The organism is Prosthecobacter sp., assembly GCF_044226605.1.
Taxonomy (GTDB): Bacteria; Verrucomicrobiota; Verrucomicrobiia; order Verrucomicrobiales; family Verrucomicrobiaceae; genus Prosthecobacter.
Map to the genome: position 1 here is coordinate 79622 of NZ_JBGAGS010000014.1, position 25653 is coordinate 105274.

Genomic DNA, 25653 nt, shown 5'->3' on the forward strand with positions numbered 1-25653 from the left:
GCCATAAAGAACGTGCGGGCGGCCTTCTTGCGCTCATTTGTTCACCACTCCGTTTACCGAACGCATGTCTCAAGCTTCCTTTTCTTCCTGATTTTAACGTTCGGCGATATCCTCAAGCTTCAATGGGAATCTGATTGCACGTTGGTTCGTCAGTGGTCTAATCGGCAGAGAAAACTCGCTGTTTTCTAGGCAAAGACCTTATTTCCCAAGTTCACGTTTACTTCCAGCTTCCACATGACCCAGCAGGCAAGAATGCGCAGCAATCAGAGCTCCCTTTGCATCTTAAACTGTACCACGGGAGATCGCGCAGCGGTGGAAGGCGCCAGCTTTGTCATCGGCTCCGCTCCTGGCTCTGACCTTCAGCTGAGCTCTCCCCAATGCCCCCAGGTCTTTTGCAAAATCGCCAGGCGCGGGGATGTCATGGAGCTGAACTTCAGCACCCCGGTCCTCATCAATGGCACCCTTGCTGCCTTCTTCAGGTCCATGCCCGGGGAAGAGCACACCGTCATGGGCGGCGGTCACCTGCTGGCCTTCAAAAACACCCCTCAGCCGGAGGCCTGGATGGCGCTGGCTCGGGACAACTCCTGGTTCGTTTATAGCAGTGAAACACACGATTGGAGCGGCCCTTTCGGCTCGGAATACCTCCGCTCCTGGCTCGGCCAGTTCTCCGCCAACTCTCGCAAGCAGATGCTCCTCATCCCAAATGGCATGGAGCAGATGGGATTCTACCTGCAGGATGCCAAGGACATCCTCAGCATCCCTCCGCCCTCGTCACCACCGGCGGAAAAATCTGCCTGGTATGATCGCCACAGTTCCGGCGACGCCGCCGCCCACGGCCATGAGTCCGAGCCCGCCCCTCTCGGCATGGAGCTCAACAGCGAATACGGCGAGTTCACCTGCCCCATCTGCTGGTTCAAATTTGACCGCGGTGATGTCATGAACATCGCCGTTCACAACAGCCTGCGCGGCGATCCCATGCTCGGAGACGAAGCCATGCAGCGCTTCCACGCCACCCGCTTCAATGATCGCGGCCAGGCCCTCGATGCCATGGGCCTCGCCACCTCGGACCTCGCCTGCCCCCACTGCCGCAGAAAGCTCCCCCCGGGCTTCCTTGATCTCCCGCATCACATCTTCTCCATCGTCGGTGCGCCTTCCTCCGGAAAGTCCTACTACCTCAGCGTCCTCGTCAAGCTCCTCCAGTCCACCCTCTTCCAGAACTTCGGCATCACGTTCCGCGATGCCGATCCCTCCGAAAACGTCATCCTCACGCAGATGAAAACACAGTTGTTTTCCTCTTCGTCTCCGGAAGACGCCTTCCTCGCCAAGACCGACCTCGAAGGCGCCCTCTACGAAACCCTCCCCCGCCAGGGCCGCAAGGTCCGCCTGCCAAAGCCCTTCATCTTCAAGCTCTCCCACCCTGCCACACCCGAGAGCGGCTTCTCCATGGTGTTCTATGACAATGCTGGCGAGCATTTCGAGCCCACCCGCAACAGCGCCGACTCCCCCGGCGCACAGCACATCGCCGTCGCCTCCGGCATTTTCTTCCTCTTCGATCCTCTCCACAATACCGAGTTCCGCGCCATGATGAGTGGAGTCACGGATCCCCAGATCAAGCAGCACCGCACCGATCAGCAGGACGTCATCCTCGCCGAAACCGAAGTCCGCATCAAGAGCCTCCTCGGCCTCGACTCCCGCCAGCGCGTCGCCACACCGCTCGCCGTCATGGTCGGCAAATACGACACCTGGTCCTACCTGCTCGGAGACGCCCCTCTCCTTCCTGCCATCCAGGACGGCGCCGTCAGGCTCGACAACATCAAGGCAAACTCCGCCCGCGTGCGCGAGCTCATGGTACGCTCCTGCCCCTCCATCGTCGCCAATGCGGAGGCCATCTCCTCCAATGTCTGCTACTTCGCCGTCAGCCCCCTCGGCTGTTCTCCCGTCGAGTTCCTCGACCGCGAAGGCACGCCCCGCATCGGGCCGGATCCCAAGCAGCTCAATCCCCGGCATGTGGAGGCGCCCACGCTCTGGGTCCTCGCCCAGGCCACTCCAGATATGATCCCGTCTTCACCCTCCGCGCACTGATCTCATGGCCTGGCAGCTCATCTACACAAGCGCTCCCCGCCTCCTTGAGGCAGGCCGCACCGGCTTCGGCACCGTCGCTCGTCATCGCGCCGTCAGCGGCATGCTCGCCGCCGCCGTCGAGCGCTTCAGCCAGTTCGCCCGCCTTCCCGGGCACGATCCCCGCCGCGTCGTTCACACCTGCCGCATTCTCACCGTCGGTTCCAGCACCTATCATGTGCTGAGTTGTTTGCAGGATGCCGGCTCAGACTACACCGGCCGCACCAATCACATCGCGCATCACCTCATCGCAGAGCCGCGGGAGGTCCGCGCCCTCGCCGCCGCTGGCATCACCCCGGCGGACGTTCTCCTCGGCATGTCCTGGCGCACCACTTGGAGCGAAGGCCCCCGCTTCCTCGACTCTGCGGAGGAAATCGATCTCGCCTCCTTCGCCTCCCGCCCCTCCCACGCATGGTCCGCCGTCACGGGAAATCCCGCCTCCGCCAGCCTCCTCTGGTCGCGCGAAGCCCTCAAAGGCTGCTACCTCATCACCCCTCCTGGCGCGAACGTCCTGGAGCTTTTCCGCGAGTCCTTGCTCGCATCTCAGGCACAGGCCTGGCAGACACGCTTCACCACCTGCCTGGAGCCCAATGACGACCTCGCCGACTTCCGCTGGGTCGCTCTTGCCTCCTCCTCCCCCATGCGGTCCCAGGTGGAAAACTCCAGCCGCCTCGTCCTCGATCTCACCCATCCCTCCTCCCTTCCTCCGCTTCCGGAACTCGACGAACCCGCCGCCTCCTCCGAAGTAGCCGCGCCCGCGGTTCCCTCCCTGCCTCCGCCCCTCGTGCAGGGCAAGGCGGCACCAAAGATGGCCCTGCCCACCGCCGATTCCGCCCCCATCTCCACCATGGGCGGCTGGTCCCCCGACTCACGTCAAAAAGCACCCAGAAAAGGCCGCAGTTACATCGCCATCTCCCTGGTCATCGCCGCCCTCCTCATCTTCGGTGTCGGCGGCGGGCTCTTCTGGCAGTTCAATCAGCAGCAGCAGCAGAAAAAATCGCGCAATGCTTATGAGGCCTCCGTCGAAAAAGTCTGGAAGGAGAACCACCTCATCCTCGACGACACCAAGAAGTTCCTCGTGGAGCAGCCCGTTCTTGAAGACGGCCGGAAGCTGCTGAAATCCCACGAAGATTTCTTCCGCAGCATGAAGAAGGCTCTGGCGCAGCCGGAAAACGCTCCACCGCTCTCCCTTCCAACCGAGAACAAAGACGATCTCGCCACCCTCAAGGACAAGCTGGAGGAGTTTGCCGCCCTGCATGTCCGCCCGTGGGAGAAACTGCTGTCCGACAAAAACAAAGCCACAGCCGCCAGCCTCTACGAAGCCTACCGCAAGTGGGAAAGCTCACGCAACGCCGCCTGGAAAAAACTGGCCGCCTTCGTCGAGCTCGATGCCCCTCCCCCGCCCTCCGCCCAGCTGCTCGATCCCCTGAAAACCCTCGCCAAGGAAGTCTTCAGCCTCGCAGAACCAAGCGCCGAATCCCGCATCGCATGGACTGATTTGTTCGACAGCCTCGGCATGCACAAAACACCCGCAGATGCCGAAGCTCTGCGCTGGTTGAAGCTTTGGGAAGATCTCAGCGGACCCACGCCTCGGGACGCGGCGGAAAAAAGCCACGCCGACAACTCCCTCCCTGCATGGCTGCTCGCCAAGGCAAAGAGCGTGAAGGAAAAGCAGGACAAGGCCAGCGCAGGCCAGATGGCGGAGCAAAACAAAAAAGACAGCCCCGGCCAGCCCGCCGAGCAGCCCAAGCCCCAGGTCGTCATGGACGACGCGGACGCACTGCCTCCCAAGCACGATATCCACATTGTCCTGCTCAAGACCGGTGACGATCCCACCGGCAAAATCCAGGGGCTGAAAGTGGCCGCCGACATGCAGCTCTTCATCGGTGAAGCAGCAGACGCCCACCCCGCTCCAGCAGCAAACACCGAGCCCAAGGACGGCCAGCTCAAGCCTCTCTCTTCCATCAGCATGGAAGGCAAAGACGACATCACCTTCGGCCCCGGCAAATTTTCGCCTCTGCACGAAATGATCCGCTTCTCCAGCTCCGGAAGCCTGCTGGCCCTCCCCGAAAAATACCGTGGCACCGCCGGCGGCCTCCGCATGGTGGGTCGCAGCAAGGATGGCGTGCACGTGCTTTTTGATCTGCGCCTCATCCCCCTCGCCAGCGCCGTCTCAAAACCCATCCTCGCCAAAGAGATCCCCGCCTCTGCGGACAATTTCGCCGCCGCCACTCTCCGCCTTCCCGAAGGCTTCATCCCTCGCATTCACATCACGGGCCTGCCCGGCGTGGTTTACTCCTTGCGCCTGGACGGCACTGCCTCCGAACAAAAAACCTTCGATCTCAAGCCCGTCACAGACTCCTCCTTCGAGGTCGTCCCGCCGCAGGCAAAGGTGGGCCTCGGACTCAGCCTTCAGGAAATCCGCCAGCAGATTGCCGAGCTGGAAAAAGGAATCGCGAAGGATGATGCCGATGCAGCCGCACTGGAAAACACCAAGCTTTCAGCTCGCGAGAAGGAGGCCCGCAAAGCCGGATACACAAAAGCTCGGACCGAAAAAGAGATTCAGCTTCAGACCTTGCGGCCCAAACTCCAAAGCCTCGAAGGACAGCAGACCGTCCACTTTGATCTCATGCCCGGCCGCTACACCCTTTTGCTTGATCAGCCAAACGGCAAACTCGAGTTCTGCAAACTCATCGTCACCGCCGCTGCCAAGTCTTCCGCTCCCAAGCCTCCCGCTCCGTGAACCGTCTGCTCAGAGCCATCGCGGCCTTCCGCGCCGCCCTCCGCGAGGAGGTGCCTCCACCTTCCGCGGAAGGTGCAGGCGGAAGCTCCATGGGCGGCTGGCCTCCTGAAGCGCGTCGCGAAACTCCAAAGGCAAATCCGGCCTACATTGCCATCTCCCTCGTTGTCTCGGCGCTGTTGATCACGGCTGTTGGCGGCGGCTTGCTCTGGCACTTCCAGCGGCAGCAGGAGCAGCAGGCGCGCGCCGCCTACGCAGCAGCCATCGAAAGACTCTGGACAGAAAACAGCCTCATTCTCGACGACTCCAAAAAGTTTCTTCTCGATCAGCCCGACTTGGAGGAAGGAGAAAAACGGCTCAAATCCCACGCGCAATTCTTTCGCGCCACGAAGCAGGTGCTTTACTCTCCGGACAAAGAGACCCCGCTCGTCCTGCCTTCGGAAAAAGCAGAGGACCTCTCAAAACTCAAAGACCTCCTCGATGCGTGGTCAGCCCTGCATGCGGCCCCTTGGAAAAAACTGCAGGCAGAGGCAGACAGGGCCACGGCCGAATCTCTCTACGCAGCCGCACACGAGTGGGAGCAGGCGCGCCATGCCACCTGGAAACAGCTTCGCACCTTCCTTGATTTGCAGAACCTTCCCCTGCCTCCGGGCACGGTCGTTCAACCCCTGAAAAACATCGCCAAAGAGGCGCTGCGCCGCACGGAGCCTGACCGTTACACCTGCATGCAATGGTCGGACTTGTTCGATCTCATGGAACGTCAGAACAGCCTCATGGATCCTGAAGCCCGCCTCTGGCTCAGGCTGTGGCTGGATCTTGGAGGCCCCGCCTACCCAGCTGCTTTGGAGAAGATCTTCGCCGACAGCTCGCTGCCCGTATGGCTGCGTGCCAGGGCGCTGGCCGTTAAAACTCAGAAGGACAAGGACGGCACGGACCTGCAGGCGGAACAAAACAAGGAAACCGTCCCCGCCCGCCCGCCAGAACCGCCAAAGCCCGGCGTGGTGTTTGAAGATGCGGACGCCTTTCCACCCACGCACGACATCCATGTCCTCCTGTTTAAATTCGGTGAAGACCTCTCGGGCAAAATCGCCGGACTAAATGTCGCTCCTGACATGCAACTGCTCGCTGGCGATGCCTGGGATGCCAGCCCCGCTCCCGAGGGCAGGACCGTCATCGAAAAAGGCCGGATGAATCCAATGATGCCCATCCGCATGGGGGACAAGGAGACCCTCGTCTTCGGTGCCAGCGTGGTCGCCCAGCCAAACGAATTCGTCCGCTTTTCCATCGTCGGCACGCTGCGTTCCATTCCGGATCACTACCGCATGTCTGACCATGGCCTCCGCCTCGTGGGTCGCAGCAATGACGGCAGGCAGGTGCTCTTTGATCTCCGCCTCATCCCCGCCCGCACCGTCGTCACACGCCCCGTTTTCACGCAGGAGATTCCCGCCACGGCGGACAATGCTTCATCTCCCACCCTGCGCATGCCGCCAGGCTTCATTCCCCGTTTGCACCTTCTTGGAATGGGGGATGTGGTCTATTGCTTGCGGCTTGATGGCACCGCTTCGGAGCAGCGGATCTTTGATCTCAAACTCACGGCGGATTCGTCCTTCGAGGTCGTCTCGCCAGATGCCAAATCGGGTCTGTTGGGCAATCTTGCGCAGGTCCGGTCAAAGATTGCCGAGCTCGAAGCCGGCCTGCAAAAAGACGCTGCGGACATCGCTGCTCTGGCCACCTCCAAACTTTCCCAGGCCGAGAAGGACGCTCGCGTCGGCGCTTACTTCAACACCCAGCTCCAGAAAGAGAACCAGCTTCAGTCTCTGCGCGCGCAGCTTCAAAGCCTCGAAGGCCGGCAGTCTCCCCACTTTGATCTCATGCCCGGTCATTACACCCTCCTGCTGGACCAGCCCTCCGGCAAATACGAGCTCTGCAAGCTGAACGTCTCTCCCGCTGCCAAGCCCTCCACTTCCAAGCCTTCTCCCCTGTGAAACCCCTGCTCCATGCCATCGAGGTTATCCGCGCTGTCCTCAAAGAGGAATCTCCTCCCTCTTCCGTTGAAGACGCTGCCATAACTTACGCGCAGTCCTGCGCCGATGCCGAGCGCCGCCTGGACCGCGTCTCCGCCATGCTTCAGAAAGGCAGCGACTACCAGGCTCTCCAGGTCGCCGAGGAAGAACCGCCCTTGCTCGACCTCGCCGCCATCCTCAGCTTTGGCGAAGAAAAGAACTGGTACGCCTATTGCGAATCTCACGGCCTCAAGACCGCCGTCCGTCTCAATGCGCGGCAGATCCAGGATCTGGAAAACCTCTACGCCAAGGGGATCTCCGCCAATCACCCGCTCTACAAGGACTTTCGTTCAGCCGTCCTCTCTCGTGACGACGAGAAATCTCTCCGCATTGTCAGGACCATCCTCAAGCTCAATCCCCAGGACGAGAACGCGCGCAAAGAACTCCAGCGCCTCGAAAACAAAGGCCTGCAGGAAAAAATCGACCTGCTCCGCGAGGCCCTCAAGACCGATGACGAAGAACGCATCGCCGCTCTCACGGAAGGCATCAGGGCCGTCGCACCTCCGGCAAAGCTCGAGCGCCTGGACGTTTATCATCAGGGGGAGGACATCCGCCAGGCCCTCCGCCGCAGGCAGGCCGAGGCCCGCGTGCCCGGCATGATCGCCACCCTGCAGACTCTCAAGTCCGAAGGCCAGTGGCGCCAGGTCGGCCGCCTGCTCGAAACCTTGGACGCCTTGATCGCGGAGCACGGCCTCGTCCCTGCCGATGATGCTCAGCAGTCCGCCATGACGGAGCTCTCCCGCTACTACCAGAAGGAGAAAGCCGCGGACGAAAAGCAGCGCAGCTTTGACCGCGCACTCAAGAGCTTCATCCTGTTTGTCGAGGAGGTGGAGACTCGCCTTCTCACCGGCTCTGGCGTCACCTTTGCCGAGGTCGCCGAAAAGGACGAGACCTTTGTGAAACGCTGGAAGGAGCTGGAGGGCTACCAGCTTCCCGTCGCCAATGAGGCCCTGCAGCGCCTCCGCACCGCAGGTCAGGAGCTGCGCTCCCGCCTGGAGCGCATGCAGCGCGCCCGGCGCATCCGCACCATGTCCATGGCCGCAGCCGCCTTGCTGGTCCTTTGCTTCATCTCCGCCCTCGGCCTCCATGCCTGGAAGGCCTGGACACTCACTCAGGAGCTTGCCTCTTATCAGAAAAAAGAAAGCACCGGCGCGGCGCAGGATCTCATCAAAAAACTCCGCAGCGAGGAGGAGCTACTTCTCCGCTGGCCCTACCTCCAGGCCAAGATCGAGGAAGTCAGCGCCTGGGCTTCCAAGGCCAGGGGCACCGATCAGCAGGCCCAGGATGCCCTCGCCGCCCTCGAAAAATCCTTCGATGGAGACAGCACCAAGCTTCCCGCTCCTCAGCTCGTGCGGCAGCTTGCCGATGCCGAAGCTCTGGTGAAACAGCTCGCGGGAGATCTGGCTTCCAGGCAGAAAAACCGCCTCACCGCTCTCAAGACCAAGGCGGATCTCCACCTCGCCACCGTCCTCAAGGGCATCTCCACCAGCACCAGCGCCACGCTCGGCCAGATCGAAAAAACCAGCACCGAGGAGCTCACTCATGAAAAGCTGGCCGCCAAAGTACGCACCAGCCGGGATGCCCTCGACCAGCAGCTCCAGCCGCTTGAAGCCCTGCTCAAGCCCGAAGTCCCCGCCCTCGCCCTGCCGGCGGATCTCGAAACCCGCATCAAGGCCCTGCGCCAGCGCCTCAACTCCTACAAGGATGACCTCCAGTCCTTCGCCACCCTGCGCACCGAGACCGCCGCCTCAAAGACGCTGGAAGACTACCGCAAGGCCGTCGCCAAGTGGCAGACCGTCAAGTTCGCCGAAGCCGCCCCGGCCACCAAAATGCTCGACACCATGCCTTCGGAGAAAGCCTTCCAGGCAGCACTTTATACCAGCGGGGACCAGGACATGCTTCAGGCCATTCTCGATGACAAATCCGGCCGCCAGATGTACCCGGACACCCTGCTGGAGGCGGACCTCAAGGTCATCCTCAGCTTCCTCCATGACGAGCGCCTGAACAACATTTTCGAAAACACCCTCGTCCATTACTCCAGCAAAAAGCCCTCCACCACCATCTGGTCCACCAGCAAGCCCGAGGAGACCGTCATCGGTGGCGCCACCCGCTGGAGCTCCAAGTTCTACGTGCCTGAGCCCTCCCTCACCTCCGTCATGTTCATCCAGCAGAGCTTCACCCGCGCCGGCACCGCCGGCTCCTATCAGGGAGACGCCGTCCAGTCCACCCGCCTCAGCCAGACCAGCGAATTCATGAACTTCATGGAGTTCGGCCGCATCGCAGATGAAAAAGGCGAGCGCGTGCAGCGCCCGCTCCTGGACGTCTTTGACAAGCTGAACCGGGACACCGGCGCCAGCCCCGTCGCCAAAGCCTATGTCATGCTCAAGCTTTACGACATGGTGAAGCTCCGCCCCTATTCCTGGGGAGATCACTTCTGCCCATCCCTCCAGCAGGACATCCGCGAGCTCCAGCGCATTCTCGCCTCCACCGCCCTGCGCAGCGAGGACTGGCTCGTCCCTGCCATGCGGGACAAGTGGACTGCCCCGCTCACCGCCTTCTTCAAATCCATCAAAGACCGCTCCTACATGAAGGAGGCCTCCGCCCGCCGCGCCTACCTTCGTGCCGTTGCCAATGCCGGCTTGAAATTCGCCGGCTACGTCGAGACAGATCTGTCCCTCGTACTCAATACCCAGGGCCGCACCGCTGCGGAGCTCTGGGTCGTTGGCAAAGAAGGCGGCAAACCTCTTCTGGTTCCCAACCCCTCCGCCGGCAGCGCCGCCTCGGACTCCGCCAGCCCCATCATCGCCTCCGCATCCGTCCCCCTCAGCCCGGTGTTTATCGTCAGCGTCGATCGCAAAGCTCTCGCCAAACAGTATCAGGACGCCCTCACCTCCCCCGGCATGGAGTCCAAGCCTGTTCTCAACGAATCCGTCTTCCTAACAGCTCCTTGATATGAGTGACACCACCTACACCCTGGAATGGCGCGGAACCAAGAAATCCGGGCTCACTTACGCCGACATCGAAGCCGGCCTCTCCGCCGGTGACATCCATTCCCTCTACAAAATCCAGGTGGATGGCAAATGGCTCGTCCTCCGTGACTTCCTGGAGCAGCATCGCGCCGCGTCTCAGGCCGCCGCTGCAGCCACCCGCAGCGCCCAGGCCGCGCAGCAGCAGCAGGCAGCTTATTCCTACCCGCCTCAGCAGGCCGCCCCTTATTCCTATCCTCCCCAGCACGCCCCCTACGCCTACCCTCCGCAGCAGGTCCCATTTCCTCAGCAGCCGCAGGCAGCCCCATCGCAGCATGCCATGCCGCCGCCGCCCCCTCCTCTGCAAAAAGGCGGTCACACCGTGCCCATGCCGCACAACCCGCACTCAAAGCCCCCTGCTCATAAAGCGGTCTGGGTGTGGCCGGTCGTAATCATCTCCGCCACCGTCTGCATCCTGCTGGCCATTGTGGCTGTGTACGTCATTGCCACCCACAAGTCCAACAGCCAGTACAGCAGTGGCAGCGCCACGACCACGAAGGGAAAACCGGAGTCCAAGGAAGGCCCCGTCAAGTTCCGCCCCTACTCTCTTACTGGAAAGGAATTCTACCCCAGCGCTCTCGTTTCCACTGCCAAGGTCGACTGGAATGGCGATGCCCAGGCTGCGGAGGACAAGAAGACTGAGGACGACGCCCAGCTTCGCAAAAACGAACGCCCCCTTTACGGCGATGAAAACAGCTGGCTTGGCCTCGAATTCGAAGGCCTGAAAAAAGGCGCCAAGATCAATGTCGAAATCTCCGCCGAAGGTTTCATGCAGCCTTCGAAAGAGCAGGTGATCGTGAACACCTTGGGCGAGGATGGCAGTGCCCTCATCATGCCCAAGATCGTCTGGAACTTCGACGCCCTGACCAAAGTCCGCCAGCAGCGCCCCATCAACGTCATCTTCTCAGCCTCCGTCGATGACAAGGAGCTTCGGCAGGTCACCGAAACCTACACCATGCGCTCCATCAACGACTGCCCCCTGCTCCTGCTCAACAAGAGTGGCGAAGGCGGCACCAATCTCTCCTTTCTCTTTGCCGCCTACGTCAACGAAGACCACCCCCAGGTTCAGGTGATCCTCAAAGAGGCCCTCGACTCCGGCCTGGTGAAAAAGTTCAACGGCTATCAGGGCGATGATCCGGAAAAGATCCGCAAGCAGGTGCGTCTTCAGGTCTTTTCAATCTGGAACGCACTGCAGCGCCGCGGCATCAAATACAGCAACGTCGTCACCACCCGCCCGGGCGACCGTGTCGTCAGCCAGAGCGTCCGCTTCCTGCAGGAATCCATCGACAACCATCAGGCAAACTGCGTGGACGGCACCGTGCTCATGGCCTCCGTGCTGCATAAGATCGGCATTCAATCCTACCTCGTTCTCGTCCCCGGGCACTGCTTCCTCGCTTTCGATGAAATTCCAAACAGCGCCGCCATGCCCACCGGCCTGGAAACCACCATGCTCGGACATGACGACATCACCGATGTGAAAAAAATGGAGTTCCTGTCCTCCGAACAGCAGTCCAAGGAAAACCTCGCCTCCGCCAAAACGTTTGTCACCGCCCTGGAAATCGGCAGCAGCAGGATCCAGGCCTGCGCCCGCAATCTGGAAGGCCAGGGCACTCCCAAATACCGTCTCATTTCCATCGAGGATGAACGCCAGAACGGCATCGATCCCATTCCTTACACGGGCGACAAATGAGTCGTGAACTCTCCATGCGCTCGCCTACCCTATTACCAGTTCCATGAGCATTCCCCAGGTCCCGCCCTCCAGCCACGCCCCCGTCTCCGGAAATCCTTTCCAAGACCCGAAGAAGACCCTCGACTGGTCACGCTCTGACATCGAGCGCAAATGGGGCTTCCACGGCGGACGCTTCACCAATCCCGGCAAGCTCATGTCCATGGTCCTCGGCGTGCTGCTCACCGCTGCCTTTTACGCCGTCATCGTCGTCATGCAGCAGCGCTGGCCGGACACCCACTGGTTCGCCGCCATGTTTCTCGAGCGCGGCCCCTGCCCCTACCCTACCATGCTCCTCTTCTTCTGGGCGCTCGCTCTCCTCTGGGTCAAATGGCGCAAGTTCATCCTCCAGCGCCGCGCCCTCGGCCTCCACATCATGCCCCAGGAGCCCGAGTTCGTCCTCACCCCCGAAACCGCCCGCGAAGTCCGCGACCGCATGTGCATGATGGTGGACAATCCCCACCACTTCGTCCTCTTCAATCGCATCGATCTCGCCCTCGCCAATCTCCACAACATCGGCCACACCGCGGACGTCGCCGCCATTCTCAAAGTGCAGGCTGAAAACGACGAGGCCCAGGTCGCCTCCAGCTACGGCATCGTTCAGGGCTTCATGTGGGGCATTCCCGTCCTCGGCTTCATCGGCACCGTCCTCGGTCTCAGCCAGGCCATCGGCGCCTTCACAGACACCCTCACCGCCGGGGGCGATCTCGCCGCCATCCGCGCCTCCCTCAAGACCGTCACAGGCGGACTCTCCACCGCCTTCGAGACCACCCTCGTCGCCCTCGTCTGCGCTTTCATCCTGCAGCTCCTCGTCAGCTTCATGCAGGCCCTCGAGTCCCAGTTCCTTGACGACTGCAACGACGTTTGCAGCAAGCACGTCGCTGGCAAGCTCCGCCTCCAGTCCACCTGATTCACACCCCGCATGAGAGGCCGGTTCAACAAATCAGACGGCAGCGTCGTCAGCTTCTTCGCCTTCCAGGATGTCATCACTGGCACCACCGGCTTTCTCGTCATCATCACCATCTTTCTCGCGCTGAATCTGGATGAAGTCCTCAGCACCAGCAGCACCCCGGACCCCCACGCCGAGCTCGCTTCCGCCCTGCGGAAAACTCTCGAGGAAATCGCCCAGGCCAAACGCGCCGCTCCCCTGACCGAACTCCCCTCCAACGAGACCCCCGAAACCCTCACGCGCATGATCGCGGAGCTCAAGCTCTCCATCGAGCGCCTCATCTCCGCATCCAACCCCAAGGCCACCGAACGAACCGAGGACTCCCGCCTCGACATCGAGGTTCGCATCGAAAAGCAAAAGCTCCTCACCACCGTCGAATCGCTTAAAAAGCTTCTTCCCGACCACACCAAGGAAGCCGCCGACGCGGAATCAAAACTCGCCTCCCTCGAAAGCGAGCTCAAGGAAGTCGAGAGCCGCCTCGCCCAAAGCTACGACCAGAAAAACATCCTACGCCTCATCCCCCAGAAAAGCTCCACCAACAAAGACCCCGTTCTCGTAGTCGTCGAAAAATCCGCCTACCGCATCCTCCTCTTTGACGGCTCCAAAGCCCGCCAGATTTCTTCTCAGGACGAACTCATGCAGGCGCTCACCGCCTTCCCGCCCGCCACCCACTACGCCGTTATCTACTTCAAGCCCTCCGGCTCCATCCAGTTCGAAGACATGAACAAGCGCATCCGCGGTGCAGGTTACGAGATCGGCTACGATCTCATCCCCGAGGAGATCCAGCTTGAAACCACCCCCGCCAAGGAGTGACCACCCATGCGTAAGCTCCGCCCCAGTTCCAGTGAAAGCCTCGACCTGCTGCTCGACACCCTGTGCAACATGTTCGGCGGCATCATTCTCATCTCCTGCCTCCTCGCTCTCCTCACCCACAACAACACCCCCACCCCGGGAGACCCCACCGAAATCACCGGCACCCAGGGCCGCCTCCTCGCCGAACGTCTCGATGCCGCCAAAAAAGAACTCGCCGGCATCCAGCAGCTCAGCAAAAAAATGAAGGACACCGGCCAGGACAAGCTCCAGGCCCTCCTCCAGGAGCGCGATGAACTCCGCGCCACTCAGGAGCGCCTGCGCCAGTTGCAGGCCTCCCAGATGAACGCCAACGACGCCTCCACCAAGGACCCCGTCGGCGACATCAAAGAACTCCGCGCCGAAGTCAAAGCCCTCGACATGCGCGACGCCGACGCCAAGGCGCGCAAGGAGGCCGCCCAGCAAAAAGGCCGCGATCTCGCCGCCAAGATCCAGAGCATCCGCAGCCAGATCACGGACAACAACGCCAAACAGACCGAGCACGTCCGCTTCCCCAAAGAACGCGAGATCACCAAGACTCCCATGAACGTCCTCCTCAAATACGGCGCCATCTACCCGCTCGTGGACGCCTCAGGAGAAAATTTCCCCGGCATCACCCGCGTCGAAAAAGCCGACGAAGCTTTTGAAGCCATCCCAAAAAAATCCGAAGGCATCGCCATGACCGACACCGCCGCCGTCCGCCGCCTCCTCGCCAGCTTTCAGCGCTGGGGCGGCTACGTCAGCCTCAACGTCTACCCCGACTCCTACGACACCTTCCGTGCCCTCAAGGAACTCATCCTCGAAGCCGGCCTCGACTACGGCTTCGACGTCATCCCCGAACACTTCATCATCACCTTCAGTCCGAAGGGAACATCGCCGAAGCCGTTGTGATCAAAAGTCGAAGGGTAAATCTACTGCCCGTCCTTCATCTTTTGCCTTCTGATTTCTCTCATCCTCTTCCATCCGACCAGCTTCTTCTGCTGCTCATCCCACAGCCGAAATGCCAGCGACTTCAGGCTTACACGAATCGTGATCGGCTTCACCTGCTGAAACACCGGATGAGAGTAATGGCACCGCTCCAGATGATAATTCGGTATCCTCGAGCTCAGATGATGGATGTGATGAAACCCGATGTTCCCTGAAAGCCACTGCAGCACCCGCGGCAGCTTGTAATAAGACGACCCCTGCAGCGCCGCAGCCGTGAAGTCCCACTCTTCGTGCGACTCCCAGTACGCATCCTCAAACTGGTGCTGAATGTAAAACAGCCACACCCCGCACGCCCCCGACACCCCAGTGATGATCGCCTGCACGATCAGGTAATTCCCCAGCCCGTAGATCCACGACATCACCACCGCCAGCCCCAGCAGCGCCAGATTCATATACCACACCGAGTTCTTCTCACGAGCATCCCCGCCCTTGGCTGGAATCCGCTGCAAAATCACAAACAGTACAAACGGCGCGATCACAAACAGCACAAAAGGATTCCGCGCCAGCTTGTACGCAAACCGCTTCCACCGCGAAGACTCGATGTACTCCTGCACCGTCATCGTCCACACATCCCCGATGCCGCGTTTGTCCAAGTTCCCCGTCGTCGCATGGTGCAGCGAATGCTCCCACCGCCACTGGTAGTACGGCGTAAACGTCAGCATGCCCGTGATGAAGCCCACGATGTCATTCGCTCGTTTCGATTTGAAAAAAGAGCCATGCCCGCAGTCGTGAAAAATGATGAACACCCGCACCACCAGCGCTCCTGCCATTACCGCCAGCGGCACCACCAGCCACCACGAAATCTGCAGCGCCCAGTAGATGCCCGCCCACAGCAGCACATACGGCACCAGCGTGTTCACCAGCTGCACCACAGCGCGCCATAGCGATGGCACCTGAAACCTCGCTACGATCGCCTTCCATTCTGCAACCGTCGGAAACCGAGCCGTCAGCGTCGGAAAAGTCGCTCCACTAGTATTCATAACGTTCCTTTCATCAGTCTATAAAGAATAACGCCACAGATCGTCTTTTCGATCGTTCAATACTTCCGCCACCAGAGAAATAACAAACCTGGATTGAGACTAAGTCCCAGAATAAAAAACACACGCTCATGCATCCACGACGAGGCCCTTGAGCGTTCTCTTCATTGTTCAGCACCTCGCGCAAATCCTCACCGAAAAGCGCGGCGTCTTGATCCAAGGGCGTGGGTCTGCAGAAGACTGCACGCCCACTTTTTTGCCTCCCTGCTTCATTCCAAAAAAAGGCGCGTAAACCAGATCCACCGCCATTCTCCTGCGTGCCACGTCCTGTCACTTCCCGGTATCTTTCGGTATGAAGCTGATCTCACCGCTGCGCTCCAGGCACGCCAGCTTCACCTGATTCGGCTCCGTCATCTTCGCTTTCAGCCGCAGCTGTTTCGAGAGGTCATCCTCGCTCACGTGGTGCCTCCTCAGCGTCGCCTCCCGCACCACCTCATCTGCCAGAAGTTCGGTTCCTGCGCCGCGCGGCCCAGTCCAAAGAAGTCGTCAACATCGCTCCAATATCGTCATGCCTACCCTTCATCACCTTCGGATCCACGGCGCGCAGCAAACACCACCACCTGCTCCTCCGCTTGTCCCTAGGTTCTCGCCTGTTCTCCTCATGGCATCGTCTGAACGGTTGTTGATGCATCCCCAGATCGTTTGAAATCCCCCCACCGGATGCCTCCCCCTCCCCCTCTCTCATCCACCACCCTGACACCCCGCCCCGTCTCCCACCCATCCACCCCCGCCCCCGGCTTCGAAATCGAGGAGCACCGCTCACAGCCGCTCCCCATGAACCCGCCCGACGATCACCCCTCTTCCCCCGATGTCGGGCCCTATAAGCAGCAGCAGACACAGCCACCCACTTCTTCCGGCAGCGAAGGCCCCACCCGCCGCGAATTCGTCACCCACATGAGCACCTGCGCCGCCAGCATCTGGGGCGCCCAGTTCCTCTCCCCCTCCCTCCACGCCCAGCAGCCCGCGCCGCCACCCGAGCCCCCCGCCTTCACCGGCCCTGGCACCACCACGAAACTGACCCTCACAGTTAATGGCCAGGCCCACGACCTCGAAGTCGACACCCGAACCACTCTCCTCGACGCCCTCCGCGAGCATTTGAGCCTCACCGGCAGCAAAAAGGGCTGCGATCACGGCCAGTGCGGCGCCTGCACCGTCCTCGTCGGCGGCCGCCGCATCGTCTCCTGCCTCGCCCTCGCCGCGATGCATCAGGGAAAGGAGATCACCACCATCGAAGGCCTCGGCACTTCCGAAAAAATGCACCCCATGCAGAGCGCCTTTGTAAAGCACGACGGCTTCCAGTGCGGCTACTGCACCCCCGGCCAGATCTGCTCCGCCCTCGCCATGCTCGGAGAAATCAAAGCCGGCATCCCCAGCCACGTCACCACAGACCTCACCGAGCACCCGCCCTTCACCCCGGCGGAAATCCGCGAGCGCATGAGCGGCAATATCTGCCGCTGCGGTGCCTACTCCAATATCCACGCCGCCATCACCGAAATCGAAAAGGAGGGCGTCCTGTGAAAGCCTTCACCCTCCAGCACGCCTCCACCCCCGCTGAGGCCGCCGCAGCCACCGCCCACCATCCCAGTGCCAGATTCATAGCCGGCGGCACCAATCTCCTCGATCTCATGAAGCTCCAGGTCGAGACCCCCGCCCATCTCATCGATGTCACCCGCCTCGATCTCGACAAAATCGAAGATACCCCCGAAGGCGGACTCCACATCGGAGCCCTCGTCCGCAATACCGACCTCGCCGCCCATCCCCGCGTCCGGCGCGACTACGCCGTCCTCGCCCGCGCCCTCCTCGCCGGCGCCAGCGGCCAGATCCGCAACATGGCCACCACCGCCGGAAATCTCCTCCAGCGCACCCGCTGCCCCTATTTCTACGATCCCAACCAACCCTGCAACAAACGCACCCCCGGCAGCGGCTGCGGCGCCCTCCATGGCCACAGCCGCCAGCACGCCATCATCGGCGTCAGCGACTCCTGCATCGCCACCCACCCCAGCGACATGGCCGTCGCCATGCGCCTCCTCGATGCCACCATCCACACCGTCCGGCCCGATGGCACCCTCCGCACCATCCCCATCGCCGATCTCCATCGCCTCCCCGACAACACCCCGCAGCACGACACCACCCTCCTCCCCGGCGAACTCATCACCTCCGTCACCCTCCCTCCGCCCCTCGGCGGCCGCCACGTTTACCTGAAAATTCGCGACCGCGCCTCCTACGCCTTCGCCCTCGTCTCCATCGCCGCCGTCATCCAGCCCGGTGGCACCGGCCGCATCGCCGTCGGCGGCATCGCCCACATCCCCTGGCGCGTCGAAGCCGCCGAAGCCGAGATCCCCCACGGTGCCAAAGCCGTCACCGCCCGTCTCCTCGCCGGCGCCAGACCCACCCCCCAAAACGCCTTCAAGCTACCCCTCGTCGAACGCGCCCTCGCCTCCATCCTCGACGACGCCCAAGGCCCCCGCCCCTAGCCCGCACCTTCTGAGTATTGTAGTAGCGGCTTCAGCCGGCTCCGGCCACCCAGCGCCCCCTCACCACAAATCCATCCCGATTGTGCCATGCTGCGGGCCTCGCCGCTCTCCCAAATCATAAATCAAAAATCATAAATCATAAATCGCTGCCCCCCTCCCCACCCTCCTCTCATCCTCGCCCCTGACTCCCTTCGCCCATCCGCCACGCCACCTCACTTCGAATAGAGAAGCGCCCTCATAGCGGCTTCTCCCCATGAAATTCGACACCCCGGCCGCCACCAACCCCATCGACCAGCTCACCGTCATCGGCAAACCCATCAGCCGCATCGATGGCCCCCTCAAAACCACCGGCACCGCCCCCTACGCCTACGAGCGGCACGACGAAGAAGTCAAAAACCCCGCCTACGGCCACATCCTCGGCGCCGGCATTGCCAAAGGCCGAATCCTCTCCATCGACCTCGCCGCAGCCAAAGCCGCCCCCGGCGTCCTCACCATCATCACCTCTGAGAACGCCGGTAAACTTGAAAAAGGCGAGCACAACATCGCCCCCCTCCTCGGCGGCCCCGAGATCCAGCACTACCACCAGGCCATCGCCGTCGTCATCGCCGAAACCTTCGAGCAAGCCCGCGACGCCACCCACCTCATCAAAGTCAAATACGCACCCGCCAAAGGCGCCTACGACCTCGCCGCCGCCAAAGACTCCGCCATCAAGCCCAAGCCCGGCATCGCGGGAGAACCCGACACCGCCGCTGGCGACTTCGACAGCGCCTTCGCCGCTGCCCCCGTCCAGCTAGACGCCACCTACACCACCCCGGACCAGACCCACGCCATGATGGAGCCCCACGCCTCCACTGCCGCTTGGGACGGCGACAAGCTCACCGTTTGGACCTCCAATCAGATGATCGGCTGGGCTCACGCAGACCTCGCCAAAACCCTCGGCATCCCCAAAGAAAACGTCCACGTCCTCTCCCCCTACATCGGCGGCGGTTTCGGCGGCAAGCTCTTCCTCCGTGCCGAAGTCGTCCTCGCAGCCCTCGGCGCCCGCGCCACCAAGCGCCCCGTCAAGATCGCGCTCCAGCGCCCGCTGATGATCAATAACACCACCCACCGGCCCGCCACCATCCAGCGCATCCGCCTCGGTGCTGGCAAAGACGGCAAGCTCACCGCCATCGCGCACGAGAGCTGGTCCGGAAATCTTCCCGAAGGCGAACCCGAAACCGCCGTCGCTCAGACCCGCCTCCTCTATGCCGGAGCCGGTCGCATGACCGCCATGCGCCTCGCCGAACTCGATCTCCCCGAAGGCAATGCCATGCGCGCCCCCGGCGAAGCTCCCGGCTTGATGGCCCTCGAAATCGCCATCGATGAAATGGCCGAAAAACTCGGCCTCGATCCCATCGAGTTCCGCATTCTCAACGACACCCAGGTCGATCCCGAAAAACCCGAGCGCCCCTTCTCCCAGCGCCACTTCATCGAGTGCTTCCGCACCGGAGCCAAACACTTCGGCTGGGACAAGCGCAAAGCCGCCCCATCTCAGGCCCGCGATGGCCGCTGGCTCATCGGCATGGGCGTCGCCGCCGCCTTCCGCAACAATCTCCTCACCAAATCCGCCGCCCGCGTGAAGGTGGACAAACGCGGCATCGTCACCGTCGAGACAGACATGACAGACATCGGCACTGGCAGCTACACCATCATCGCTCAGACCGCCGCCGAGATGCTCGGAGTTCTTCCCGAAAACGTCATCGTCCGCCTTGGCGACTCCACCCTTCCACCCTCCTGCGGCTCCGGCGGCCAGTGGGGCGGCAACAATTCCACCTCGGGTGTCTATGCTGCCTGCACCAAGCTACGCGAAATGATCGCCGCCAAGGCCAAAGTGAAACCTGAAGACCTCGACTTCGAAGACGGCCGCGTCACCGCGGGTTCCAACAGCTGGTCCCTCGCCGAACTCGCCGGAGAAGCAGGCCTCAGCGCCGAAGACCACATTGAGTACGGCGACCTCGCCAAAAAAGCCCAGCAGTCCACCTTCGGCGCGCATTTCGTGGAGGTCGGCGTCGATCTCTACACCGGCGTTACCCGCGTCCGCCGCATGCTCACCGTCTGCGCCAGCGGCCGCATCCTCAATCCCAAGACCGCCCGCAGCCAGGTCATCGGCGCCATGACCATGGGCGTGGGCGCAGCGCTGATGGAAGACCTCGTTGTGGACACCACCCAGGGCTTCTTCGTCAATCACGACCTCGCCAGCTACGAAGTTCCCGTCCACGCAGACATCCCCCATCAGGAAGTCATCTTCCTCGATGAAACCGATCCCGCCTCCTCCCCCATGAAAGCCAAAGGCGTCGGCGAGCTCGGCATCTGCGGCGCCGCCGCCGCCGTCGCCAATGCCATCCACAACGCCACCGGCATCCGCGTCCGCGAATACCCCATCACCCTCGACAAACTCATCGACCACCTCCCTCCTGTATCATGAAGGAAATCCGCGACCTCATCCGCTTCTGGGACGCCCGGAATGGCCAGCCCCTCGCCCTCGCCACCCTCGTCTCCGCCCAGGGTTCCAGCTATCGCCGTCCCGGCGCCCGCATGCTCATCAATGCCTCCGGCGACTACGCCGGCGGCGTCAGCGCCGGCTGCATTGAGGATGAGGTCATCGCCTGCTCCCGCAAAGTCCTCCGCAATGGCGAACCCCAGCTCCTCACCTTTGACACCCGCCTCCGCTTCGGCTGCAATGGCACCATCCAGATCTTCGTCGAAGTCGCCCGCGCTGACGTCATGAATGAAGTGCGCGAATGCATCGCCAATCGTCAGAACTGCCGCCTTGAAACCCTTCTGCGCGGAAACACGCTCGGCACACGGCTGGCTGGTTTTCACACACGCTCGGACAGCTTTGTGCAGAACCTTGAGCCCGTGCTGCGCCTCGTCCTGGTGGGAGACAGCTCGGACACCATCGCCCTTCGCACGCAGGCGGCGTTGCTCGGCTGGAATATCCTTCAATATGAAGCCCCGCCCGTGCCTGCGGATGCCATCGACAATCGTACCGCCGTCGTCGTGGCCACCCATCATTTCGGCCGCGACTGCGCCGCGCTGCGCGATCTCCTCCCCACACAGCTTCGCTACCTCGGCCTCGTCGGCTCCCGCCGCCGTCGTGACGACATCCTCTTCGATGTGCTGAACCAAGGACTCACGGTGAGCGACGGACTCTTTGCCCCTGCAGGCCTGCACCTTGGCGCTGAAACTCCCGAGGAGATCGCGCTTTCCATCGTCACAGAAATTCAGTGCGTGTTTGCCTCCGGTACGGCGCAGCAGCTCCGCCACCGCAGCGCGCCGATCCATCAGGCCCTCCCCGCCGCCCTCGCCCCATGCACCGCATCGGCGGCATAGTGCTCGCCGCTGGTGGCTCCACACGCATGGGCCAGCCAAAGCAGCTCCTCGCACCCAACGGCATCCCCCTGGTCTGCGCTGCCGTGCATGCAGCGCAGCACGGCGGCTGCGATGTCGTCTGCGTCGTCACCGGGAATGCAGCCTCTGAGGTGGAAAGCGCCGTTGCTTTGCTGCACCCGCAAATCGTGCACAACGAGCACTGGCAGCGCGGCATGGGCAGCTCCATCCGCCTTGGTCTCCAGGCTCTTGATTCCCTCTCCGCCGTCGTGGTTCTGGCCTGCGATCAGCCTGCCGTGACTGCGGAGGTCATTCGCGCTCTCATTGAGCGCTACCAGCAGACCGGCCAGCCCGTCGTTGCGTCTGCTTATGCCCAGACGCTTGGCATTCCCGCGCTGTTTGACAGCTCCTGCTTTCCCGAACTCATCAACCTTCCTGACGATCGCGGCGCAAAGTCAGTCATTCACACCGCTCCCGCCCGCGTGGCGTCCATTCAGTTCCCAGCCGGCGCCATCGATCTCGATTCACCCGATGACGTGACGGCCTGGCAGAACAGCTCCCGTCCCGCCGATCAGTAGCTCGAGCGGGTCGTCGTCGTCTCAGTGGTTTCCGCCACGGTGGTGGTGGTGGTCACCGGACCTGGCACCACCGTCTCTCTCCTCACGGTGGTGGAGATCGGCCTGTCATCATGATCGTCAAACGAGATGCAGGATGAGACCACCAGCATGGCTGCCAGGGAGACAGCTTCGAGGACAGAATTGCTTTTCATATTGTTCCTGTTTCGCCGCCCAGTGCCTCCTTGCGCGTATCCAAGGTGAAAAAAGACCGGCGCGCGTCATCTCCGAGCCGCGATACATGGGTTAATCCTATGAGAGCCATCTGGAAAGGCACCATCAGTTTTGGACTCGTTTCCATCCCCGTCTCGCTCTATCCGGCCATCCGTCGCGAAGAGCTGCAGTTCCGTCTCCTGCGCAGCTCGGATCACAGTCCGGTGAACTACAAACGCGTGGCCGAAAAAGACGGCAAGGAAGTCCCCTGGGACAAAATCGTCAAAGGCTACGAATACGAAAAGGGCAAGTTTGTGATCATCAAGGAGGAGGACTTCAAACGCGTCGATGTGGAGGCCACGCAGACCGTTGAGATCATGAACTTCGTCTCTGAGGCAGATGTGGATCCCCTGCTCTTCTACAAGCCTTATCACCTCGAAGTGGGAAAGGGCGGTGGCAAGGCCTACATGCTTCTTCGGGATGCTCTGAACCGCAGCGAAAAGATCGCCATTGCTCATGTCGTCATCAAAACGCGCCAGCATCTCGCCGCCATCAGGCCGCAGGACAAAAACCTCATGCTGGAGCTGATGCATTTCCCGGATGAACTGCGGGACCGGTCCGAACTTAAAGCCCCCGAAGGCAAGGCTCCCGGCAAGGCGGAGATCAACATGGCTGAGAAGCTTATCGAGAGCATGACCACTCCGTGGAAGCCGGAGGAATACAAAGACGAATACCGCGAAGCCGTGGAGGCCATGATCGAAGACAAGGTCAAGCATGGTGATAGTAAATCGGTCAAGGCTGCCAAGGCCAAAAAACCATCCAACGTGATCGATCTCGTTTCAGTGCTCCAGGAAAGCCTGGCAGCATCCAAGTCCAAACGCAGCAGTTCGCACAGCACCAAATCCGCACATAAAACGGCATCGACCAAGCATGCCAAAAGCCGCAAGAAGGCGGCATAAAGTCACCTTATGTCCCTTCGCGAATACAAAAAGAAACGGGACTTCAAAAAGACCGCCGAGCCCCCGGGCAAAAAGGAGAAACGCGGCGCAGCACGGCGCTTCGTGATTCAAAAACACGCCGCCTCTCATCTCCACTACGACTTCCGTCTGGAACTCGACGGCACCCTGAAGTCTTGGGCCGTGCCGAAAGGCATGCCGTTTGCCAAAGGAGAAAAGCGTCTAGCTGTGGAAGTCGAAGACCACCCCGTCTCCTACATCGATTTTGAAGGCCCCATTCCCCAAGGGCAGTATGGCGGTGGCACCGTCATGGTCTGGGACACGGGAACATACGAGCCTGCATCCAAGGCACCTCTCAAAGAGCTGGCCGGAGGAAAGCTGCACTTCACCCTCAGCGGCAAAAAGCTGAAGGGAGAATGGTATTTGGTCAGGCTGCGCGACGCGAAGCAGTGGCTGCTCATCCGCGGCGGAGAAGACATGAAGCCCGTGACCAAGCGCATGGATGACACCTCTGCTCTTTCCGGCCGCAACATGAAGCAGCTGGCCGATGCCAAGCCATGGACGAGCTCGAGAAAGAAAGCAGTGCCTGAGCCAAAATCTCTTCCCAAGACAAAACGGGCACCCAAACCAATCAAGAGTTCCAAGCCATCGGCAGCCGCCTCCGCTTGGTTCGTCGAGCCCATGAAGGCCAAGCCCGTGTCCGCCGCGCCTGAAGACGATGGCTGGATCTACGAAGTGAAGTTCGATGGCTTCCGTGCACTCACCATCCAGCAGGGCGGCCAGACCTCGCTCATCTCACGCACGGAGAAGGACATGACGCACAAATTCCCCGCCATCACGGAGGCTCTGGATGAGCTCTCCCTGCCAGACTGCATTCTGGATGGTGAGATCGTGGCGCTCGATGAAAAAGGCCGCTCATCCTTCCAGCGCTTGCAGGCCTACGATCTCGGCCGTGAGAAGCCACCACTGTGCTACTACGTCTTTGATCTTCTCCGCTTGAAGAACCGTGATCTCACCGAACTGCCTTTGCTCAAACGCAAAGAGGCTCTGCGGAAGCTCATCAAAAAGTCCCACGTCATCCGCTTCTCCGACTCCCTCGAAGGCGATGTAGAAGTCCTGCTCAAGCATGTGCAAAAGCTGGGACTGGAAGGAATCATCGGCAAGCGGCCCGACTCCACTTACGAGGCCGGTCGCCGCAGCGGCCAGTGGATCAAGCTCAAGCTGCACCACGAGCAGGAGGTGGTCATCGGCGGCTACACCCAGCCAACAGGAAGCCGCAAGCACATCGGCGCTCTCATCGTCGGAGTTCATGCAGACGGAAAGCTGGTGTCCACCGGCAAGGTCGGCACCGGCTTCGACGCCAAACTGCTTCGCACCCTGCATGAGACATTCCAGCCGCTCATTCAGGAGAAGTGCCCCTTTGCCAATCTGCCCGCAGACAGCAGCGGTCGCTGGGGCCAGGGAATCACCATGTCCGAAATGAAACACTGCACCTGGCTGAAACCTAGGCTCGTCTGCCAGGTCAAGTTTGCCGAATGGACGCAAGACAACCGCCTGCGCCAGCCTGTCTTCCTCGGCATGCGCGAAGACAAACCTGCCAGCGAGGTGGTACGCGAACGCCTCAAAAAGTCATGAGCCGCAACCAATCCCAGCTCGAAGTGGATGGCGTGCAGGTGCCCGTGAGCAATCTGGACAAAATGATGTATCCGGACGCTCGCTTCACCAAGAGCGACGTCATTCAATACTACATCCATATTGCAGAGTGCCTTCTCCCACATCTGCAGGCCCGCGCCCTCACCTTGAAGCGCTACCCGGATGGCGTGAAAGGCTTCTTCTTTTATGAGAAGGAATGCCCCGATCACCGCCCCAAATGGGTGAAGACGACGCAGGTGGCCAAGTCCGACGGACACATCAACTACTGCATCATCGGCGATCTTCCCTCCCTCGTCTGGGCCGCGAACCTTGCCAATCTGGAGTTCCACACCTTTCTCCATCGCAAGACCTCAATCAAACGCCCCGCCGCCCTGGCCTTCGACCTCGACCCCGGCACACCAGCCGACATCCTCACCTGCTGCAAGGTGGGCCTGCTGCTGAAGGACTGCTTTGACTCCCTCGGCCTCCAGTCCTTCCCCAAAACATCCGGCTCCAAAGGCTTGCAGGTCTACGTGCCCCTGAACACCGTGGTCACCTATGAGCGCACCAAGACCTTTGCACGCACCGTGGCCCAGGCCCTGGAAAGCCAATACCCGGATCTGGTAGTTTCAAACATGCTGAAAAAGCTCCGCAAAGGCAAGGTGCTGGTGGACTGGAGCCAGAACGATGATCACAAGACCACCGTCTGCGCCTACTCCCTCCGCGCCAAAGACCACCCCACCGTCTCAACCCCTCTGACCTGGGACGAAGTCGCCTCAGCCGTGAAGCGCAAAAAGAGGCTCAGCTTTGAATCCAGCGAAGTCCTGACCCGCGTCAAAAAACACGGCGACCTCTTCGCCCCAGTTCTGACCCTGAAACAAAAGCTGCCCCTCCTGAAACAAATCGGGAAATAGGGAGCCAGGCCAGTCTGCAAAATGGGGGTCCAAATTCCGCCCCCAC

At 61.3% G+C, this 25653-nt stretch carries 19 protein-coding genes; 16 read left to right on the plus strand and 3 right to left on the minus strand.

Going from position 1 to position 25653, the window contains the following annotated elements; translation table 11 throughout:
- The first annotated feature begins 234 nt into the window (after positions 1 to 234).
- Genes ACILSO_RS19835 through ACILSO_RS19870 form a run of 8 tightly spaced genes read left to right on the plus strand, consistent with a single transcriptional unit; the run spans position 235 to position 14362 of the window.
- Positions 235 to 2082, plus strand: a complete 1848-nt coding sequence (locus ACILSO_RS19835; protein WP_395739189.1) for a hypothetical protein — start codon at positions 235 to 237, stop codon at positions 2080 to 2082.
- 4 nt (positions 2083 to 2086) lie between these two features.
- Entirely contained in the window at positions 2087 to 4861 is a 2775-nt protein-coding gene (locus ACILSO_RS19840) for a hypothetical protein (RefSeq protein ID WP_395739190.1), read from the plus strand.
- Positions 4858 to 6843 (plus strand): hypothetical protein, encoded by a 1986-nt coding sequence (locus ACILSO_RS19845; RefSeq protein ID WP_395739191.1) that lies wholly within the window; start codon positions 4858 to 4860, stop codon positions 6841 to 6843. Before ACILSO_RS19840 ends, ACILSO_RS19845 begins: the two co-directional genes overlap by 4 nt.
- Positions 6840 to 9872 carry a hypothetical protein gene (locus tag ACILSO_RS19850; protein WP_395739192.1) on the plus strand — a complete coding sequence of 1011 codons (3033 nt, stop codon included), beginning with the start codon at positions 6840 to 6842 and terminating at the stop codon, positions 9870 to 9872. Before ACILSO_RS19845 ends, ACILSO_RS19850 begins: the two co-directional genes overlap by 4 nt.
- 1 nt (position 9873) lies before the next feature.
- A complete protein-coding gene (locus ACILSO_RS19855; RefSeq protein WP_395739193.1) occupies positions 9874 to 11637 on the plus strand; it encodes a hypothetical protein in 1764 nt (587 codons plus the stop codon).
- 43 nt (positions 11638 to 11680) lie between these two features.
- Complete coding sequence (locus ACILSO_RS19860) at positions 11681 to 12583, plus strand: MotA/TolQ/ExbB proton channel family protein (protein ID WP_395739194.1); 903 nt, start codon at positions 11681 to 11683, stop codon at positions 12581 to 12583.
- Between the two features lie 12 nt (positions 12584 to 12595).
- Positions 12596 to 13435: a hypothetical protein gene (locus ACILSO_RS19865; protein ID WP_395739195.1), complete on the plus strand. Its 840-nt coding sequence runs from the start codon at positions 12596 to 12598 to the stop codon at positions 13433 to 13435.
- Between the two features lie 6 nt (positions 13436 to 13441).
- A complete protein-coding gene (locus ACILSO_RS19870; protein ID WP_395739196.1) occupies positions 13442 to 14362 on the plus strand; it encodes a hypothetical protein in 921 nt (306 codons plus the stop codon).
- 20 nt (positions 14363 to 14382) lie between these two features.
- On the opposite strand, the gene ACILSO_RS19875 is transcribed toward ACILSO_RS19870, so the two are convergent.
- Complete coding sequence (locus ACILSO_RS19875; protein WP_395739197.1) at positions 14383 to 15438, minus strand: fatty acid desaturase; 1056 nt, start codon at positions 15436 to 15438, stop codon at positions 14383 to 14385.
- Between the two features lie 327 nt (positions 15439 to 15765).
- Entirely contained in the window at positions 15766 to 15939 is a 174-nt protein-coding gene (locus ACILSO_RS19880; protein WP_395739335.1) for a YetF domain-containing protein, read from the minus strand.
- 450 nt (positions 15940 to 16389) lie between these two features.
- Here ACILSO_RS19880 and paoA point away from each other — a divergent pair, with 450 nt between their 5' ends.
- The 5 genes from paoA (at position 16390) to ACILSO_RS19905 (ending at position 21916) form a co-directional block, all read left to right on the plus strand.
- Positions 16390 to 17013 carry an aldehyde dehydrogenase iron-sulfur subunit PaoA gene (paoA, locus tag ACILSO_RS19885; RefSeq protein WP_395739336.1) on the plus strand — a complete coding sequence of 208 codons (624 nt, stop codon included), beginning with the start codon at positions 16390 to 16392 and terminating at the stop codon, positions 17011 to 17013.
- Complete coding sequence (locus ACILSO_RS19890; RefSeq protein ID WP_395739198.1) at positions 17010 to 17969, plus strand: FAD binding domain-containing protein; 960 nt, start codon at positions 17010 to 17012, stop codon at positions 17967 to 17969. Before paoA ends, ACILSO_RS19890 begins: the two co-directional genes overlap by 4 nt.
- A 253-nt stretch (positions 17970 to 18222) precedes the next feature.
- Complete coding sequence (gene paoC / locus ACILSO_RS19895) at positions 18223 to 20433, plus strand: aldehyde oxidoreductase molybdenum-binding subunit PaoC (protein WP_395739199.1); 2211 nt, start codon at positions 18223 to 18225, stop codon at positions 20431 to 20433.
- On the plus strand, positions 20430 to 21341 hold the full coding sequence (locus ACILSO_RS19900; RefSeq protein WP_395739200.1) for an XdhC family protein: 912 nt from the start codon (positions 20430 to 20432) through the stop codon (positions 21339 to 21341). Before paoC ends, ACILSO_RS19900 begins: the two co-directional genes overlap by 4 nt.
- Complete coding sequence (locus ACILSO_RS19905) at positions 21320 to 21916, plus strand: NTP transferase domain-containing protein (RefSeq protein WP_395739201.1); 597 nt, start codon at positions 21320 to 21322, stop codon at positions 21914 to 21916. The genes ACILSO_RS19900 and ACILSO_RS19905 overlap by 22 nt, the downstream gene beginning before the upstream one ends.
- Here ACILSO_RS19905 and ACILSO_RS19910 read toward each other — a convergent pair.
- Complete coding sequence (locus tag ACILSO_RS19910; RefSeq protein WP_395739202.1) at positions 21910 to 22107, minus strand: hypothetical protein; 198 nt, start codon at positions 22105 to 22107, stop codon at positions 21910 to 21912. The two genes, ACILSO_RS19905 and ACILSO_RS19910, sit on opposite strands and share 7 nt — an antisense overlap.
- A 99-nt stretch (positions 22108 to 22206) precedes the next feature.
- On the opposite strand from ACILSO_RS19910, the gene ACILSO_RS19915 reads away from it, so the two are divergent.
- Genes ACILSO_RS19915 through ligD (ACILSO_RS19925) form a run of 3 tightly spaced genes read left to right on the plus strand, consistent with a single transcriptional unit; the run spans position 22207 to position 25607 of the window.
- A complete protein-coding gene (locus ACILSO_RS19915) occupies positions 22207 to 23064 on the plus strand; it encodes a Ku protein (RefSeq protein ID WP_395739203.1) in 858 nt (285 codons plus the stop codon).
- A gap of 9 nt (positions 23065 to 23073) precedes the next feature.
- Entirely contained in the window at positions 23074 to 24696 is a 1623-nt protein-coding gene (gene ligD / locus ACILSO_RS19920) for a non-homologous end-joining DNA ligase (RefSeq protein ID WP_395739204.1), read from the plus strand.
- On the plus strand, positions 24693 to 25607 hold the full coding sequence (ligD, locus tag ACILSO_RS19925) for a non-homologous end-joining DNA ligase (protein ID WP_395739205.1): 915 nt from the start codon (positions 24693 to 24695) through the stop codon (positions 25605 to 25607). Before ligD (ACILSO_RS19920) ends, ligD (ACILSO_RS19925) begins: the two co-directional genes overlap by 4 nt.
- Positions 25608 to 25653: the final 46 nt, after the last annotated feature.

Bases quoted from the DNA above. Each gene is read 5' to 3' on its own strand.
- ACILSO_RS19835 (WP_395739189.1), top strand. From the start codon at position 235: ATGACCCAGCAGGCAAGAATGCGCAGCAATCAGAGCTCCCTTTGCATC.
- ACILSO_RS19840 (WP_395739190.1), top strand. From the start codon at position 2,087: ATGGCCTGGCAGCTCATCTACACAAGCGCTCCCCGCCTCCTTGAGGCA.
- ACILSO_RS19855 (WP_395739193.1), top strand. From the start codon at position 9,874: ATGAGTGACACCACCTACACCCTGGAATGGCGCGGAACCAAGAAATCC.
- ACILSO_RS19860 (WP_395739194.1), top strand. From the start codon at position 11,681: ATGAGCATTCCCCAGGTCCCGCCCTCCAGCCACGCCCCCGTCTCCGGA.
- ACILSO_RS19865 (WP_395739195.1), top strand. From the start codon at position 12,596: ATGAGAGGCCGGTTCAACAAATCAGACGGCAGCGTCGTCAGCTTCTTC.
- ACILSO_RS19870 (WP_395739196.1), top strand. From the start codon at position 13,442: ATGCGTAAGCTCCGCCCCAGTTCCAGTGAAAGCCTCGACCTGCTGCTC.
- ACILSO_RS19875 (WP_395739197.1), bottom strand. From the start codon at position 15,438: ATGAATACTAGTGGAGCGACTTTTCCGACGCTGACGGCTCGGTTTCCG.
- paoA (WP_395739336.1), top strand. From the start codon at position 16,390: ATGAGCACCTGCGCCGCCAGCATCTGGGGCGCCCAGTTCCTCTCCCCC.
- paoC (WP_395739199.1), top strand. From the start codon at position 18,223: ATGAAATTCGACACCCCGGCCGCCACCAACCCCATCGACCAGCTCACC.
- ACILSO_RS19900 (WP_395739200.1), top strand. From the start codon at position 20,430: ATGAAGGAAATCCGCGACCTCATCCGCTTCTGGGACGCCCGGAATGGC.
- ACILSO_RS19905 (WP_395739201.1), top strand. From the start codon at position 21,320: ATGCACCGCATCGGCGGCATAGTGCTCGCCGCTGGTGGCTCCACACGC.
- ACILSO_RS19910 (WP_395739202.1), bottom strand. From the start codon at position 22,107: ATGAAAAGCAATTCTGTCCTCGAAGCTGTCTCCCTGGCAGCCATGCTG.
- ACILSO_RS19915 (WP_395739203.1), top strand. From the start codon at position 22,207: ATGAGAGCCATCTGGAAAGGCACCATCAGTTTTGGACTCGTTTCCATC.
- ligD (WP_395739204.1), top strand. From the start codon at position 23,074: ATGTCCCTTCGCGAATACAAAAAGAAACGGGACTTCAAAAAGACCGCC.
- ligD (WP_395739205.1), top strand. From the start codon at position 24,693: ATGAGCCGCAACCAATCCCAGCTCGAAGTGGATGGCGTGCAGGTGCCC.